Origin of the sequence: Lysinibacillus boronitolerans JCM 21713 = 10a = NBRC 103108 (assembly GCF_000772935.1) — a bacterium.
GTDB lineage: Bacteria > Bacillota > Bacilli > Bacillales_A > Planococcaceae > Lysinibacillus > Lysinibacillus boronitolerans.
Window position 1 is genome coordinate 185856 of sequence record NZ_JPVR01000074.1, and the last position, 16860, is coordinate 202715.

The window sequence follows — 16860 nt, forward strand, 5'->3', positions numbered from 1 at the left end:
TTACTGTTGTTGATGATCAGCTGCTTACTTTCGCAATTTTACCTTGTTCAATATAAACAAGCAGAATTGAAATATCAGCTGGATTAACACCAGAAATACGAGAGGCTTGCGCAATAGACAGTGGTGTAACTTGTTTTAATTTTTGACGCGCTTCTGTTGCTAAACCTGAAATAGCATCATAATCAATATTCTCAGGGATTTTTTTGTTTTCCATTTTGTGGAGTTTCTCTACCTGCTGCAATGCTTTTTCGATATAGCCTTCATATTTAAGCTGAATTTCAATTTGTTCTTTCACTTCATCCGTCAATTCAATTTCTGCAGGAATTAAAGAAGAAATTAACTCATAATGCATTTCAGGGCGTTTCAATAAATCTGCGCCACGAATACCGTCTTTTAATTCACTACCACCAACAGAACGAATAACAGATTGTGTAGCTTCATTTGGCTTAATAATGACTTCACGAAGACGTGCAATTTCATTTTCAATCAGCTCTTTTTTCTCATTGAAACTAGCATATCTTTCTTGTGGAATCATCCCCATTTTATAAGCTAGCTCTACTAAACGTAGATCTGCATTATCGTGACGTAATAGTAAACGATATTCTGCACGAGATGTTAATAAGCGATATGGCTCATTTGTTCCTTTAGTCACTAGGTCATCGATTAAAACGCCAATATAAGCATCCGAACGGCTTAAAATCAATTCCTCTTTACCTAGTACATTAGCAGCAGCATTCATTCCCGCCATTAAGCCTTGTGCGGCAGCCTCTTCATAGCCAGATGTACCGTTAATTTGACCAGCTGTATATAAGCCTTTAATACGTTTGGTTTCTAATGTTGGCCATAATTGTGTTGGCACAATTGAATCGTACTCAATAGCATAACCAGCACGCATCATTTCAGCATTCTCTAAGCCAGGTATAGATTTTAGTAAACGTGTTTGAACATGCTCTGGTAGGCTTGTTGACAAACCTTGAACATATACCTCGCGCGTATTACGGCCTTCTGGCTCTAAGAAAATTTGGTGTCGCGGCTTATCATTAAAACGCACTACTTTATCTTCAATAGATGGGCAGTAACGTGGACCTGTTCCTTTAATCATTCCTGAATACATAGGTGAAAGGTGTAAATTTGCTTCAATTATTTCATGTGTTTCAGGGCTTGTATATGTTAACCAGCAAGGTAGTTGATCCATGATGAATTCAGTTGTTTCAAAACTAAATGCACGTGGAACATCATCTCCTGGTTGAATCTCTGTTTTGTCATAGTTAATTGTACGATTATTCACACGTGGTGGTGTACCTGTTTTAAATCGAACTAGATCAAAACCAAGCTCTTTTAAATTATCAGCTAAGCGAATTGATGGTTGCTGGTTATTAGGTCCACTTGAATATTTAATATCACCAATAATGATTTCACCACGTAGGAAAGTACCTGTTGTCACGACAACTGTTTTAGCACGATAAACGGCACCAATTTGTGTAATGACCCCTTTTACTTCCCCATCCTCAATAATCAGCTCTTCAACCATTCCTTGATGGATTGTTAAGTTTTCAGTTTCCTCCAACACACGTTTCATCTCTTGTTGGTATAAAACTTTATCCGCTTGTGCACGTAATGCACGTACTGCCGGACCTTTTCCTGTATTCAACATTCTCATTTGTATATGTGTTTTATCTATCACTTTTCCCATGACGCCACCTAAAGCGTCAATCTCACGTACGACGATTCCTTTGGCAGGGCCACCTATTGATGGATTACATGGCATAAATGCAATCATATCTAAATTGATTGTTAGCATTAATGTGTTAGCGCCCATTTTAGCTGCTGCATGTGCAGCTTCTGAGCCTGCATGACCTGCGCCAATCACGATCACATCAAACGTGCCTGCCTCATATTTTGTTGGCATGCTCGTACCGTCCTTTCTTTCTGAAAATTATTTTCCTAAACAGAACTGAGAAAATAGTTGATTGATGAGGCTTTCTTGAACAGTATCACCAATGATTTCACCAAGTATTTCCCATGTTCTTGTTACATCAATTTGTACCATATCGACTGGTACACCACCCTGTGCAGCTGCTATTGCATCTTCGACCGTTGCTTGCGCTTGGTGCAGAAGGGCAATATGTCTTGCATTTGAAACATATGTTAAATCGCCCGCTTCGATTTGTCCCTCAAAGAATAGTGCAGCAATGGCTTCTTCTAGCTCTGTAATACCTTCCTCTTGTAGCAGAGATGTTGTTACAATGCGATGCTCACCAGCTAATTCCTTGACACGTGCTAAATCAATTTTTTGCGGTAAATCTGTTTTATTGATAATGACGATGTAATCCATCGCTTCAATTGTTTCGAATAGACGCTCATCTTCAGCAGTTAACTCATCTGCATAGTTTAATACAAACAGAATTAAATCAGCTCCACGAAGAGCTTCCCGCGAGCGTTCTACTCCAATTCGTTCAACAATATCTTCTGTTTCCCGAATACCCGCTGTATCCACTAAACGAAGTGGAACACCTCGGACATTGACGTACTCCTCTATAATATCACGAGTAGTCCCTGCAATATCTGTCACTATGGCCTTATTTTCTTGTACTAAGCTATTTAAAAGTGAAGATTTCCCTACATTCGGACGACCTAAAATAACTGTTGATAATCCCTCACGCAAAATTTTTCCTTGAGAAGATGTTTGCAAAAGTTTTATAATTTCATTTTTTACCCATGTACATTTCTCTACTAATACAGGTACGGTCATTTCTTCTACATCATCATACTCTGGATAATCTATATTAACCTCTACTTGGGCTAATGTCTCTAGTAAAGCTTGGCGCAAATCACCAATAAGTCTCGATAATTTTCCATCCATTTGACCCAAAGCAACATTCATCGCACGATCTGTTTTAGCTCTTATCAAATCCATTACTGCTTCAGCCTGTGATAAATCAATACGTCCATTTAAAAAGGCACGTTTTGTGAATTCACCTGGCTCAGCTAATCTTGCTCCATTTGTTAAAGCAAGTTGCAACACGCGCTTGACTGAAACTAATCCACCATGACAGTTTATTTCCACTACATCCTCACGCGTGAATGTTTTGGGGCCACGCATCAGTGATAGCATTACTTCCTCTACTACCTCATTAGTTTTAGGATCGACTAAATGTCCATAATGAATAGTGTGCGAATCTTTTGTTGTTAAACTTTTTCCCCCAGGTGATTTGAATATTTTATCTGCAATCGTCACTGCCTCGTCCCCACTTAAACGAACGATGGCTATGGCACCTTCACCCATCGGTGTGGATATCGCAGCAATTGTATCGAACTCCATTTAATGACCTCCTCAACGTTATCCACATGTGGATAATCAAAACCGACCAATACTTACTAACACCTTAGACTAACATATTTTCAGCAAAATCTAAAGTAAGGATCATTTCCAAATGTGGATAAAAGCAATTTTTCGCTAATCATATTTTCGACAAAATTTGCTATGTTTCATTAAAAAAGGCCATTTTATCCTAAAGATAAAATGACCTTTCAAAATATATTGTCTGTATGATTATAAGAAAAAATCTAATTATTTTTTACTGGTTCAATTACTAAATAACGATTAGGCTCTGTACCTTCTGAATACGTTTCAAGATCTAGACGATTTGCTAATTGATTATGAATTATCTTTCGTTCGTAAGACGGCATAGGTTCAAATGCCACACGTTGATTTAAGCGTAATGCTTTATCCGCCATTCGATCCGCAAGTAATTCTAAAGCTACTTGTCGACGCTCGCGATAGTTTTCTACATCCAGTTTCACCATTAAGAACTGCTTTGCGCTTTTATTTAATACGAGTTGCGTTAATTGCTGTAAGGAATTTAATGTTTGACCTCGTTTCCCTATAAGCAGTGCAGCTTTTTCACTTTTCAGTTGAAATAATACATATTTCCCTTCGCGTGTCGTAACAATCTCAAGATCATGAATAGCCAATTGTTCAGCAATACTAATTAAATAATCCTTTGCCTCTTCAATTGGGTTTGATGCGTCAGCATCCTCATCTTGTGCTTTAACGACTTGTTGAATTTCTTCCATTTCACTTGGCTGTTCAGAAACTTGTGAACTTAGTGTTTCAACATCATCTACTACTATTGGTTCATTTAATTGAGTTTCTACCTGCGATTCAGCACTGTCGCCTTCAATTGTCGGAACCTGAACTTCTTTTACTGTTACACGTACCTCTGCAGAACGTGCACCAAAACCGAAAAATCCTTTTTTACCTTCTTGTAAAACTTCAACATCTACTTGTTCACGGGTTTTGCCAAGTTTCTGTAACGCCAATGAGATCGCTTCTTGTGTTGTTGCGCCTATTTGCGTAAGTTGTTTCACTTTTTAGCCCCTCCATTTTGAGCAGGTTGTGTTTTATCTTTATTCCAAGGTTTATAAATAAACAGGTTTTGGAGAATCGAAATAATATTCCCGATTACCCAATATAGTGATAATGCAGCTGGTAAGGCCATACCAAAACCAATAATCATGAATGGCATAATATACATCATGATTTTCATTTGAGGATTATCCATTGCTGGTCCTGTACGTAAAACGATAAATTGCATTAAGCCTGCTGTAATAGCTAATGCTGGTGCAGGATCTGCTAACGGGAAGATAAAGAAATTCCCTAAATCAAATGTTGATGTAGCATTCATACGATTTATTGCATGATAGAAACCAATTAAAATTGGCATTTGAATGATTACTGGTAAACATCCTGCAAGTGGATTTACTCCAGATTCACTCATTAACTTCATCATTTCTTGCTGATATTGTTGTTGTGTCTGAGCATCCTTAGAAGCATACTTCTTTTGCAGTTCCTTCAATTTTGGTTGAATTTCTTGCATCTTTTTAGAACTCTTTGTTTGTTTGATCATCAACGGTAAGATTGCTAAACGAATAATAATCGTTACGGCAATGATCCCCCATGCATACGTACCTAGCAGATCAGCAAAGTATTTTATCGCTGATACCAACGGCCAAACAATGAATTCATTCCAGAAGCCTGTGCTATCTTTGGAAATTGGTTCATTGAATTCTGTACAACCAGAAAGTAGTAAGGCTACTGCTACTAGTGACAAAATTACCCAATGTTGTTTTTTCAACCTTCTTCCCCCTACAATTACTATTCACTTTTTCTTATTCTATATGCTTCTTTTTGTACTGACAGTTTCCTATCACATAATCGTTTAACCGTCAGTAGCCTTATCTTAATTTCAGTCCACTTTTGAGAGTCCTCGATGAAGATAAAGTTATCAGTTATTTTATCATGCCTATAACATTCACTCTACTAAATATTCTAACTACACACATTTATTCCTAAGTTAAGTTGTGAATTTTACATATTTTTAAGCGAAAACTCCCGCTACAAATACCCCTGTGCGTATAATTCCCTTACTTATAATTGTAAACAAAATCACATATTTTCTATTCTATTGCTAACAGTACAGGCGGAATTTCACCACTTGGTTGCATACATTACACTTTTTTCATTACCTTTGCGATTCGTAGTACATGCTGCAAACTTTGTTTCACTTCATGAAAATCCATAGTGGCCGCCGGATGTCTGGCGATAATAACATAATCCATATTCGGCTTTAGATCATCTTTTAATTCATGAATACTTTGTCGAATATAGCGTTTTACTTGGTTGCGTGTTACCGCATTGCCAAGCTTCTTACTAACTGATAAACCTACACGAAATTCCGTTTGTCCCTCTTTTACTAAAAAATAAACAACAAACTGACGATTAGCGAAAGATTTACCCTTTTTAAACACCTTTTGAAAATCATCATTCTTCTTCACTCGTTGGCGTTTTTTCATTTCTTTCACCTGCTATTAGATAATATCTTTTGATCCTCATTTCTAGGTTTACCAAAAATAAAGAAAAAAAGACCACTGATGTGGCTCAGTGGACTTATTTTATGCTGATAAAACTTTTCTTCCTTTACGACGACGAGCAGCAAGAACTTTGCGACCGTTTTTCGTGCTCATACGTGCGCGGAAACCGTGTACTTTGCTGTGCTTACGTTTTTTTGGTTGGTAAGTACGTTTCATTTATATAGACACCTCCTGATATGAGTTGAATTTTTCAACATACAGACTCGAATATTATATAAAGTATCTAGTTATTTTGTCAATGAATTTCACAAATTTCTTTTAAACAGTCGAACTTTCTATTTATTCTATTCTCAATTTTCTAGTGTTCGGATCTATGTTTTATTCATAAACATAAAAAATATTTATCCACAGAGTACTTGTTTTTTTTACACAGAGTTGTGTATAGTATTTTTTGCATTATTTTTTATCCACAACAATTATCTACAGGTTTCTCACATAAGCAGTGCTTGTGGACAACTCTAAAGTGCATAACTGTAAGCTATGTGGATAAGTTTCACAAACTATTGAAATAGCTTTGTTTTTCTGATACGATTACTGTGCTTCACTTTGTTGAAAACTAAAACGAACATTTTAATTATCCACAACTGTTAATATGCTGTGGATAATTTTTATCACAGCCTTTGGTTAACTTTTATCCACAACTTGTGATTATGTGGACGAGTTATAAAATGAACGTATTTACAATTCTATAAATGCGATTTTTTTTTGTATTGAACACTGTAAAGGAGATTAGCAGCTTGGAACATTTAGAAGAACTATGGAACAATGTCCTGGCTCAAGTTGAACAAAAAATTTCTAAACCAAGCTTCGAAACGTGGCTAAAGTCTACAAAGCTACTATCTTACAATGGTAGTGGCTCCACTGTGACAATTGCTGCACCCAATTCGTTTGCTCGAGACTGGCTTGAAAATCATTATATTCATTTGATTACAGGTATATTAACGGAGCTAACAGGCGAAGACTTGCTTATTAAATTTGTTGTTCAAAAAAACCAGGATTCGGACGATTTTGATTTGCCAGCGCCGATTATCCAAGCAAAAAATAATGAACATCATGATATTTCACCAGGTATGTTAAACCCGAAATATACTTTTGATACGTTTGTTATTGGCTCTGGTAACCGCTTTGCACATGCAGCTTCGCTAGCTGTAGCTGAAGCACCTGCGAAGGCATATAATCCCTTCTTTATTTATGGGGGAGTAGGGCTAGGTAAAACGCACTTAATGCACGCCATTGGTCATTATGTATTAGAGCATAATCCTAATGCTAAAGTGGTGTACTTATCATCCGAGAAATTTACAAATGAATTTATTAACTCAATTCGTGATAACAAAGCACTTGATTTTCGCAATAAATACCGCAATGTGGATGTACTGCTAATTGATGATATTCAATTCCTTGCTGGAAAAGAATCAACTCAAGAAGAATTTTTCCATACTTTTAATACTCTACATGAAGAATCAAAACAAATTGTTATATCAAGTGACCGACCTCCAAAAGAGATTCCAACTTTAGAAGATCGGCTCCGCTCACGTTTCGAATGGGGGTTAATAACTGATATTGCGCCACCCGATTTGGAAACTCGTATCGCTATTTTGCGTAAAAAAGCAAAAGCAGACGGTCTAGAGGTACCAAATGAAGTAATGCTTTATATTGCGAACCAGATTGACTCCAATATTAGGGAGCTTGAAGGTGCGCTTATTCGCGTCGTTGCCTACTCATCACTTGTAAACAAGGATATTACAGCGACATTAGCTGCCGAGGCATTGAAGGATATCATCCCAAATTCAAAGCCGCGAACAGTGACAATATTAGACATTCAAAATGCAGTTGGGGAACATTTTAGTATACGTTTGGAAGATTTCGCTGCCAAAAAACGTACTAAATTAATAGCTTTTCCGCGTCAAATCGCTATGTACTTATCACGCGAATTGACAGATTTTTCGCTGCCGAAAATTGGCGAAGAATTTGGTGGTCGCGACCATACGACTGTCATCCATGCACACGAAAAAATTTCTTCTATGTTGAAAAATGACGCTCAACTTCAACAAGATGTTAAACAAATTCGTAGTATGCTAGGCAAGTAATTGCTGTGGACAAACTAACGATTTAAACACAAACTTATACACAGTCTATCTACATGTGGATAGACTGATTTTATTCATAAAAATATACTTATCCACAAATCCACAGGGCCTATTACTATATCTTTTTATTTTATATAAATAAATAATATAAATATGTGAGGGAAAACGAATGAAATTTGATATTTTACGTGACCGTTTATTAGAGGGTTTAAATGATGTCATGAAAGCAGTAAGTTCAAAAACAACTATTCCGATTTTAACAGGGATTAAAATTGACGTAACAGAAGAAGGTATCCGCTTAACAGGTAGTGATGCTGATATAACAATTCAAACATTTATTCCAGTAGAAGAAGATGGACAACAAATTATTCACATTACAGAAACAGGTTCAATTGTTGTACAAGCACGTATGTTTAATGAAATCGTACGTAAATTACCAACAAACGATGTTGAAATCCAAGTAACACCTGGTTTCCAAACACATATTCGTTCAGGAAAATCAGAATTCCATTTAATTGGCTCAGATGCAGCAGAATATCCTTTATTACCAGAGCTTACAGAAGATCAAAAATTTACTATTCCGGCTGATCTTTTAAAAACAATTATTCGTGAAACAGTATTCGCTGTTGCTACTTCAGAAAGTAGACCCGTGTTGACAGGTGTAAACTGGCAGATCAAAAATGAAACATTAATCTGTGTTGCAACAGATAGTCATCGTTTAGCTAGACGTAAAGTGCAACTGGAAAATTTACCAGAAGTTGAACATAGTGTAGTTATTCCAGGGAAAAGTTTAAATGAATTAAATAAAGTATTAGAGGATTCTACAAACCTTGTACAAATCGTTATTACAAGTCAGCAAGTATTATTTAAAACGGGTGATGTATTATTCTTCTCTCGCTTACTGGAAGGAAATTATCCTGACACAACTCGTTTAATTCCTGAAGAATATCAAACAAATGTAACGATTAACGGAAAATCTTTATTACAAGCTATTGACCGTGCCTCACTTGTTGCAAGAGGAGATCGAAATAATGTTGTACGTTTTGAAATTTTAGATAACCAGGCAGTTGAAGTTTCTTCTAATTCTCCTGAAATCGGTAAGGTACAAGAAGAAATTCCTGTGGAAGCATTAGAAGGGGAAGGTTTGAAAATCTCATTCAGTGCAAAATATATGATGGAAGCATTAAAAGCAATTGATGGACAAGATGTAGTTATTCAATTTACTGGGGCAATGAGACCGTTTATTTTACGTTCCGTTCATGATGATGCTATTTTACAATTAATTTTACCTGTACGAACTTACTAAAGAACATAAGATCTGTTAAGATAGTCGCTCATAGTGACTATCTTTTTTTACTTATGGCGTAATTTTAGGTATGATAGAGAGATAGACAGTCTGTATTCGGAGGGGAACACACTATGCAGGACATTAAAATTGATGAGGAGTTCATCACGTTAGGGCAGCTCTTAAAAATTACGGATGCCATTAGTTCAGGTGGAGTGGCCAAGTGGTTTTTACAAGAACATGCTGTATATGTAAATGGAGAAATAGACGATCGTCGAGGTCGGAAATTACGTAACGGAGATGTTGTAAATATTCCTGGATGTGGTCGTTTTCAAATCATAGGACCAACTGGACAATAAATTATGTATATTGAGCAAATAAAACTTACAAATTACCGTAACTATGATGCCTTAGCTTTAAACTTCTCTCCAAAAATTAATGTTTTCATTGGTGAAAATGCACAAGGAAAAACAAATGTTATGGAGTCCATCTATGTTTTAGCAATGGCTAAGTCCCATCGCACAACGAACGATAAAGAATTGATACGTTGGGATTCAGACTATGGTAAAATAGAAGGGGCCGTTAAAAAAAGGCACGGTATTTTACCGATCGAACTTACGATTACAAAGAAAGGTAAGAAGGGCAAGATAAATCATATAGAGCAAAGTCGCCTTAGTCATTATATTGGTCAAATGAATGTCGTTATGTTTGCACCAGAGGATTTGAATGTTGTAAAGGGAAGTCCGCAAATACGCCGACGTTTTATTGATATGGAGATTGGGCAAATTTCGCCTGTCTATTTACATGATTTATTAACCTTTCAAAAAGTTTTAAAACAACGTAATCATTTTTTAAAAATGAACCAAGGCAAGTCCTTGTCAAATGATGTGATGTATGAGGTCTACAATGAACAATATATTCACGCTGCTACCCAAATTATTCGTAAAAGATTTCAATTTATGGATTTATTGCAGGAGTGGGCGGAACCCATACACGCAGGGATATCGCAAGGTAAGGAAACACTGGTTATAAAATATCGTACGGTAGCTGGTATAGAAAAAGAACACTCTACTAGTGAAATTGAAAATACTTTACATCAAAAATTAATAGAAGCGAGAGAACGTGAATTTGATAGGGGAGTGACACTAGTTGGTCCACACCGTGATGATTTACAGTTTTTAGTAAATGGCTATGATGTCCAAACTTATGGTTCACAAGGACAACAGCGAACTACTGCATTGTCTTTAAAGCTTGCTGAAATTGAATTAATTAAACAAGAAACAAATGAAACACCCATACTACTTTTAGATGATGTTTTATCGGAACTCGATGATTATCGCCAATCGCATTTATTAAATACCATTCAAGGTGAAGTCCAAACCTTTGTTACAACCACAAGTGTGGAAGGAATTCACCATGAAACGATGGAACAGGCTCAACTGTTTCACGTGAAACAAGGTGCGATTGAAAGAAGTTAGCCAGGGTAGTTTTTTAGATTACAAAAAGAATGGTAATAGTCAGCTCGGTTGACTGTTCATTCATTTACACACAATGATGTTATGAAGGAGTAGATGAAAGCCGTGGCTATAGAGAACGAAGGTTTACAAAACCAAGCTTATGAGGCCGATCAGATACAGGTATTAGAGGGTTTAGAAGCAGTACGTAAAAGACCAGGGATGTATATCGGTTCAACTAGCTCTAAAGGGCTTCACCATTTAGTATGGGAAATTGTTGATAATAGTATCGATGAAGCACTTGCAGGATTTTGTACAGATATAAAAGTAACAATTGAAAAAGAAAACTGGATCCGTGTAGAAGATAACGGTCGTGGTATTCCGGTTAGTATTCAAGAAAAAATGGGTAAGCCAGCAGTTGAAGTTATTATGACTGTTTTACATGCTGGTGGTAAATTTGGCGGTGGAGGCTATAAAGTTTCGGGTGGTCTCCATGGAGTTGGGGCATCAGTGGTAAATGCACTATCTGTTGAAACAATTGTCCAAGTTCATCGTGAAGGTCATATCCATGAAATAAAATTTGAACGTGGAAGAACAGTTCAAGAGTTAACAGTTATCGGTGAAACAGATCACAATGGTACAACAACACGTTTTAAAGCTGATCCAGAAATATTTAAAGAAACAACTGTTTATGAATATGATATTTTAGCTCATCGTATTAGAGAATTGGCTTATTTAAATCGTGGTATTAAGATTACGATTGCTGATGAACGTGAAGATGAGATTCGTTCAACTACATACCACTATGAAGGTGGTATTCGTTCCTATGTGGAGCATTTAAACCAATCTAAAGAGCCAATCCATGATCCAATTGATGTTCTTGGAGAGAAGGATGGCATCACAGTAGAAATTGCCATGCAATATAATGCTGGATTCTCTTCTAATATTTTTTCATTTGCTAATAACATTAATACGTATGAGGGTGGTACACATGAGTCTGGTTTTAAAACAGCCCTTACACGCGTTATTAATGACTATGCACGAAAAAGTGGATTACTAAAAGAATCTGACGCTAATCTTACAGGTGAGGATGTACGAGAAGGGTTAACAGCTATAGTTTCCGTTAAACATCCAGATCCGCAATTTGAAGGACAAACAAAAACAAAGTTAGGGAACTCAGAAGTAAGTCAAATTACCAATTCATTATTCTCAGATGGCTTTGAACGTTTTATGTTAGAAAATCCAACGGTTGCTCGTAAGGTTGTAGAAAAAGGTTTAATGGCGGCCCGTGCGCGTGTAGCTGCGAAAAAGGCACGTGAATTTACTCGTCGTAAAAATGCCCTCGAAGTATCTAGCTTACCGGGTAAATTAGCTGATTGTTCTTCTACTAACCCAGCTGATTGTGAAATTTATATTGTTGAGGGTGATTCTGCCGGCGGTTCCGCTAAATCTGGGCGTGATCGTCACTTCCAAGCAATTTTGCCTTTACGTGGTAAGATTCTTAACGTTGAGAAAGCTCGACTAGATAAAATTTTATCGAATGCGGAAATCCGTGCGATGATTACAGCATTCGGCACTGGTATTGGTGAGGAGTTTAATTTAGAAAAAGCTCGTTATCATAAAATCATTATTATGACAGATGCCGATGTCGATGGAGCGCATATTCGTACATTACTTTTAACATTCTTCTTCCGTTTCCTTCGACCACTTATAGAAGCAGGCTATATTTATATTGCACAGCCACCACTTTATCAAGTGAAACAAGGTAAACATATTGAATACTGCTATGATGAAGAGACATTAAAAGCAATTTTAGAAAGACTACCAAAAATGCCAAAACCAAATGTGCAGCGTTATAAAGGTCTTGGTGAAATGAACGCTGAGCAGCTTTGGGAAACAACAATGGATCCTGAGTACCGCACATTATTACAAGTAGAATTAGATGATGCAATTAAGGCAAACCAAGCATTTGAACGTTTAATGGGCGATGAAGTTGAACCTCGTCGTCAATTTATTGAGGAAAATGCCGTATACGCTAATTTAGATATCTAATTTTTCTTGAGAGGAGGTCTACACTTTGTCAGAACAAGAACGCTCCGGTGTTAAAGGAGTTAATATAACAGAAGAAATTGAAACATCCTTTCTTGATTATGCAATGAGTGTAATTGTGTCACGTGCATTACCTGATGTACGTGATGGATTAAAACCAGTTCATCGTCGTATATTATATGGGATGCAGGAATTAGGGAATACAGCAGATAAAGCCTACAAAAAATCAGCACGTATCGTTGGGGATGTAATGGGTAAGTACCATCCACATGGTGACTCTTCCATCTATGATGCAATGGTACGTATGGCACAAGATTTCAGCTATCGCTACATGCTTGTTGATGGTCACGGAAACTTCGGCTCCGTTGATGGTGATGGCGCAGCAGCCATGCGTTATACAGAATCACGTATGTCTAAAATAGCAATGGAAATGCTCCGTGATATTAATAAAGATACAATTGACTATACAGATAACTATGATGGATCAGAAAAAGAACCAATTGTATTACCAAGTCGTTATCCAAACCTATTAGTGAATGGTGCTGCAGGGATTGCAGTAGGTATGGCAACAAATATTCCCCCACATCAATTGGGCGAAACAATTGATGCTGTTATAGCACTTTCTGAAAATCCTGCAATTACAACTGAGGAGCTAATGGAAATTATCCCTGGCCCAGATTTTCCTACTGGAGGATTAATTTTAGGACGTAGTGGTATTCGTAGAGCCTATGAAACAGGTCGAGGTTCCATTATTATTCGTGCAAAAGTAGAAATTGAGCAAAAGGCAAATGGTAAGGAAACTATTCTTATCCATGAATTGCCTTACCAAGTGAATAAGGCAAAGCTCATTGAAAAAATTGCAGAACTTGTACGTGATAAAAAAATAGATGGTATCACAAACTTACGTGATGAATCAGACCGTCGTGGTATGCGTGTAGTAATTGAAGTTCGTAAAGATGCAAATGCTAATGTCGTACTAAATAATTTATATAAACAAACGGCTATGCAATCGAGCTTCGGCATTAATATGCTGTCTTTAGTAAATGGTCAGCCTAAAGTATTAGGCTTAAAGGAAATGTTATACCATTATCTAGAACACCAAAAAGTAATTATTCGTCGTCGTACAGAGTTCGATCTTCGAAAAGCTGAAGACCGCGCTCATATTTTAGAGGGCTTACGAATTGCACTCGATCATATTGATGAAATAATTGCTATTATTCGTGGTTCACGTAGTGGTGAAGAAGCGAAGCCTCAATTGATGGAACGCTTTAACTTATCTGAGCGTCAGGCTCAAGCTATTTTAGATATGCGCCTCGTTCGATTAAGTGGCTTAGAGCGTGAAAAAATTGAAGCAGAATATCAAGAGCTTCAAGTTCTAATAGCTGAATTAAAGGCAATTTTGGCAGATGAAGAGAAAATTGTTGATATTATTCGTACTGAAATCTTAGAATTGAAGGAACGTTTTAATGATACACGCCGTACTGAGATTACATCAGGTGGTATTGAAATGATTGAGGATGAGGATTTAATCCCTGTTGAAAACTCAGTTGTTACTTTAACGCATAATGGCTATATCAAACGTTTAGCTGCGAATACATATCGTAGTCAAAAGCGTGGTGGTCGTGGTGTACAAGGAATGGGTACAAATGAAGACGACTTTGTAGAGCATCTAATGAATACTTCTACCCACGATACAATTTTATTCTTCACGTCTAAAGGTAAAGTATTTAGAGCAAAAGGATATGAAATTCCTGAGTTCGGTCGTACTGCTAAAGGGTTACCAATCGTAAACTTGCTCAATATAGAAAAAGGCGAAAAAGTAACAGCTATGATTCGTGTTGCGTCGTTTGATGAAGATGCTTACTTTATCTTTACCACAAAAACAGGTATTACAAAACGTACCCCTGTTTCACAATTTGCTAACATCCGAACAAATGGTTTAATCGCAATCAGCTTGAGAGAAGACGATGATCTTATTTCTGTACGTCTTACAGATGGAGAGAAACAAGTGATTATTGGTACACGTGATGGTATGCTCGTTCGTTTCCAAGAAGACGATATTCGATCTATGGGCCGTACAGCCGGTGGTGTTCGAGGTATTAAGCTACGTGATGGTGACGAAGTTGTTGGTATGGAGATTGTTGAGCCAGGACAAGAAATTTTAGTAGTAACTGAAAAAGGTTACGGTAAACGTACTTCTGAAGAGGACTATCGTTTACAAAGTCGTGGTGGAGTAGGACTGAAAACGATCCAGATTACAGATAAGAATGGTCCAATGGTGGCTGTAAAAACCGTCGATGGTTCTGAGGATCTAATGCTTATAACTATTAATGGAATGCTTATCCGTATGGATGTGAATGATATTTCATTAATTGGGCGCAGTACGCAAGGTGTACGTTTAATTCGACTAGGAGATGACGAATTAGTTGCAACTGTAGCTAAAGTGGAAAAAGCAGAAGAGTCTTTAGAAGACGAAGAGGAAGTCGAAGAATAATTTAATCCGATGATGACATTCTTGAATGTCGTCATCGGTTTTTTTACGTAAATAATGAAAAATAAGTAATTATTTTGAATTCCATGATAAAATAGAAATACCTTATTTTGAAGCAAGAAATAGTGGAGAGGTGTTCATCCGTGGAAACTATACATGTTCCAATTTCAGAGCTAGGTGTTGGCAAGGTAATTTCTGAAGATATATTTGCTAATACACAGTATCCGATTATTTTCAAAGATACAATGATTTCTTATGTACACTTGCAAGTTTTTCATGCATTTAATATTTTCAACGTCCCTGTTTACAAAAGTGAAAATGATCTTCGTGTAGAAAAGAATGAGAGCGATGTCGAAGTTACAATAGAAGAAATTCCGACTTTTAGGAAAATCTATAATCATTCTGTTGAACAGTTTAAAAAAGAATTTAAAAACTGGGAAGCGGGAGCAAAGGTAGATATTGCAAAGGCCAGAACAATTATTTTACCTTTAGTAGAGTTGGTGTTAGAAGATCGTACTATTATTTTTGATTTAAATGAGTATTCAAATCCAAAAGACTATCTATATCATCATTGTGTAGCAACTGGTTTGATTGCCTCAGTTATTGCTCAAAAACTTGGCTATGATAGAGGGACTACTATTCAAGTAGCCATCGGTGGTTTATTAGCTGATTGTGGTATGGCTAAAGTACATCCTCGTATCAGGGATAAGAAGACACCATTAACAGAGCAAGAATATGATGAGATTTATAAACATCCGATTTATAGCTACAATATGGTGAAAGATTTGACCATTTTAAAAGAAACGATGAAAGAAGCAATCTTCCAACATCATGAACGTTTAAATGGTAGTGGGTATCCGAAGAACGAAAAGATCGCCAATATTTCTATATTTGCACAAATCATTGCTGTTGCAGATGTTTTTCATGCTATGACATGTGAACGAGTATATAGAACGAAACAATCTTCATTTAAAGTGATAGAAATGATTAATGAATCTGAGTTTGGTAAATTTGATATTAAAGTAGTACGTGCATTAATTGATATTGTTGCAGATCTTCCGATAGGAACAATTGTAGAACTTTCTAATTTAGAACGTGGGGAAGTAATGTTTGTAAATAAATTTGCACCAACACGACCACTTATTAAATTAATTCATTCAGGGGAAATTTTTGATTTAGGGAAAAATCGCAGTTTCTATATTTCACGTATCATAACTAATTTATAGATAAAGGGGCAAACTATATTTATATGGTTTGCCTCTTTTTATACAGGTAAGAGATGTACTCTACCCATAGTGCTAGATTATGTTTTTATAAATAGGTGATATTTTAATATTTTTCTTAAGAAGCACTTCGCAATATTAAACACTTAATTAGTGAGTATTTTAACCATAATTGTGTTTTGAAACATTTATATATATTGTATTAAAATATTTTTGGAGAAAGTGTTGACTTTGTTTTAGAATCTTGATATTATAAATGAGTCGCCAAGAGGTGACAACGAAATAAAGAACATGAACCTTGAAAACTGAACAAGCAAAACGTAATCAATAAAGTTTT

13 protein-coding genes are annotated in these 16860 nt (G+C 36.4%); 7 read left to right on the top strand and 6 right to left on the bottom strand.

Annotation, left to right across the window (positions count from 1 at the left end; all coding sequences use genetic code 11):
- Window positions 1–16: 16 nt before the first annotated feature.
- The 6 genes from mnmG to rpmH all read right to left on the bottom strand — a co-directional run bounded on the left by mnmG (window position 17) and on the right by rpmH (window position 6090).
- A complete protein-coding gene (mnmG, locus tag CD31_RS12250; RefSeq protein ID WP_036077942.1) occupies window positions 17–1909 on the bottom strand; it encodes a tRNA uridine-5-carboxymethylaminomethyl(34) synthesis enzyme MnmG in 1893 nt (630 codons plus the stop codon).
- Window positions 1910–1936: 27 nt separating this feature from the next.
- Window positions 1937–3322, bottom strand: a complete 1386-nt coding sequence (mnmE, locus tag CD31_RS12255; protein ID WP_016994932.1) for a tRNA uridine-5-carboxymethylaminomethyl(34) synthesis GTPase MnmE — start codon at window positions 3320–3322, stop codon at window positions 1937–1939.
- A gap of 245 nt (window positions 3323–3567) precedes the next feature.
- Entirely contained in the window at window positions 3568–4371 is an 804-nt protein-coding gene (gene jag / locus CD31_RS12260; RefSeq protein ID WP_036077945.1) for an RNA-binding cell elongation regulator Jag/EloR, read from the bottom strand.
- Window positions 4368–5138, bottom strand: a complete 771-nt coding sequence (gene yidC, locus CD31_RS12265; protein WP_016994934.1) for a membrane protein insertase YidC — start codon at window positions 5136–5138, stop codon at window positions 4368–4370. The genes jag and yidC overlap by 4 nt, the downstream gene beginning before the upstream one ends.
- A 373-nt stretch (window positions 5139–5511) precedes the next feature.
- Window positions 5512–5856 (bottom strand): ribonuclease P protein component, encoded by a 345-nt coding sequence (gene rnpA, locus CD31_RS12270; RefSeq protein WP_004233316.1) that lies wholly within the window; start codon window positions 5854–5856, stop codon window positions 5512–5514.
- 99 nt (window positions 5857–5955) lie between these two features.
- Complete coding sequence (rpmH, locus tag CD31_RS12275; protein ID WP_004233310.1) at window positions 5956–6090, bottom strand: 50S ribosomal protein L34; 135 nt, start codon at window positions 6088–6090, stop codon at window positions 5956–5958.
- Between the two features lie 536 nt (window positions 6091–6626).
- Here rpmH and dnaA point away from each other — a divergent pair.
- The 7 genes from dnaA (at window position 6627) to CD31_RS12310 (ending at window position 16526) form a co-directional block, all read left to right on the top strand.
- On the top strand, window positions 6627–8021 hold the full coding sequence (gene dnaA / locus CD31_RS12280) for a chromosomal replication initiator protein DnaA (RefSeq protein WP_374116321.1): 1395 nt from the start codon (window positions 6627–6629) through the stop codon (window positions 8019–8021).
- Window positions 8022–8190: 169 nt separating this feature from the next.
- Window positions 8191–9327, top strand: a complete 1137-nt coding sequence (dnaN, locus tag CD31_RS12285; protein WP_004233305.1) for a DNA polymerase III subunit beta — start codon at window positions 8191–8193, stop codon at window positions 9325–9327.
- A gap of 113 nt (window positions 9328–9440) precedes the next feature.
- Entirely contained in the window at window positions 9441–9665 is a 225-nt protein-coding gene (gene yaaA, locus CD31_RS12290; protein WP_036077947.1) for a S4 domain-containing protein YaaA, read from the top strand.
- A gap of 3 nt (window positions 9666–9668) precedes the next feature.
- On the top strand, window positions 9669–10784 hold the full coding sequence (recF, locus tag CD31_RS12295; protein WP_036077949.1) for a DNA replication/repair protein RecF: 1116 nt from the start codon (window positions 9669–9671) through the stop codon (window positions 10782–10784).
- A 93-nt stretch (window positions 10785–10877) separates the two neighbouring features.
- Window positions 10878–12812, top strand: a complete 1935-nt coding sequence (gene gyrB, locus CD31_RS12300) for a DNA topoisomerase (ATP-hydrolyzing) subunit B (RefSeq protein WP_052125376.1) — start codon at window positions 10878–10880, stop codon at window positions 12810–12812.
- Between the two features lie 25 nt (window positions 12813–12837).
- On the top strand, window positions 12838–15303 hold the full coding sequence (gyrA, locus tag CD31_RS12305) for a DNA gyrase subunit A (protein ID WP_036077952.1): 2466 nt from the start codon (window positions 12838–12840) through the stop codon (window positions 15301–15303).
- A 140-nt stretch (window positions 15304–15443) separates the two neighbouring features.
- A complete protein-coding gene (locus CD31_RS12310; protein ID WP_036077955.1) occupies window positions 15444–16526 on the top strand; it encodes an HD-GYP domain-containing protein in 1083 nt (360 codons plus the stop codon).
- Window positions 16527–16860: the final 334 nt, after the last annotated feature.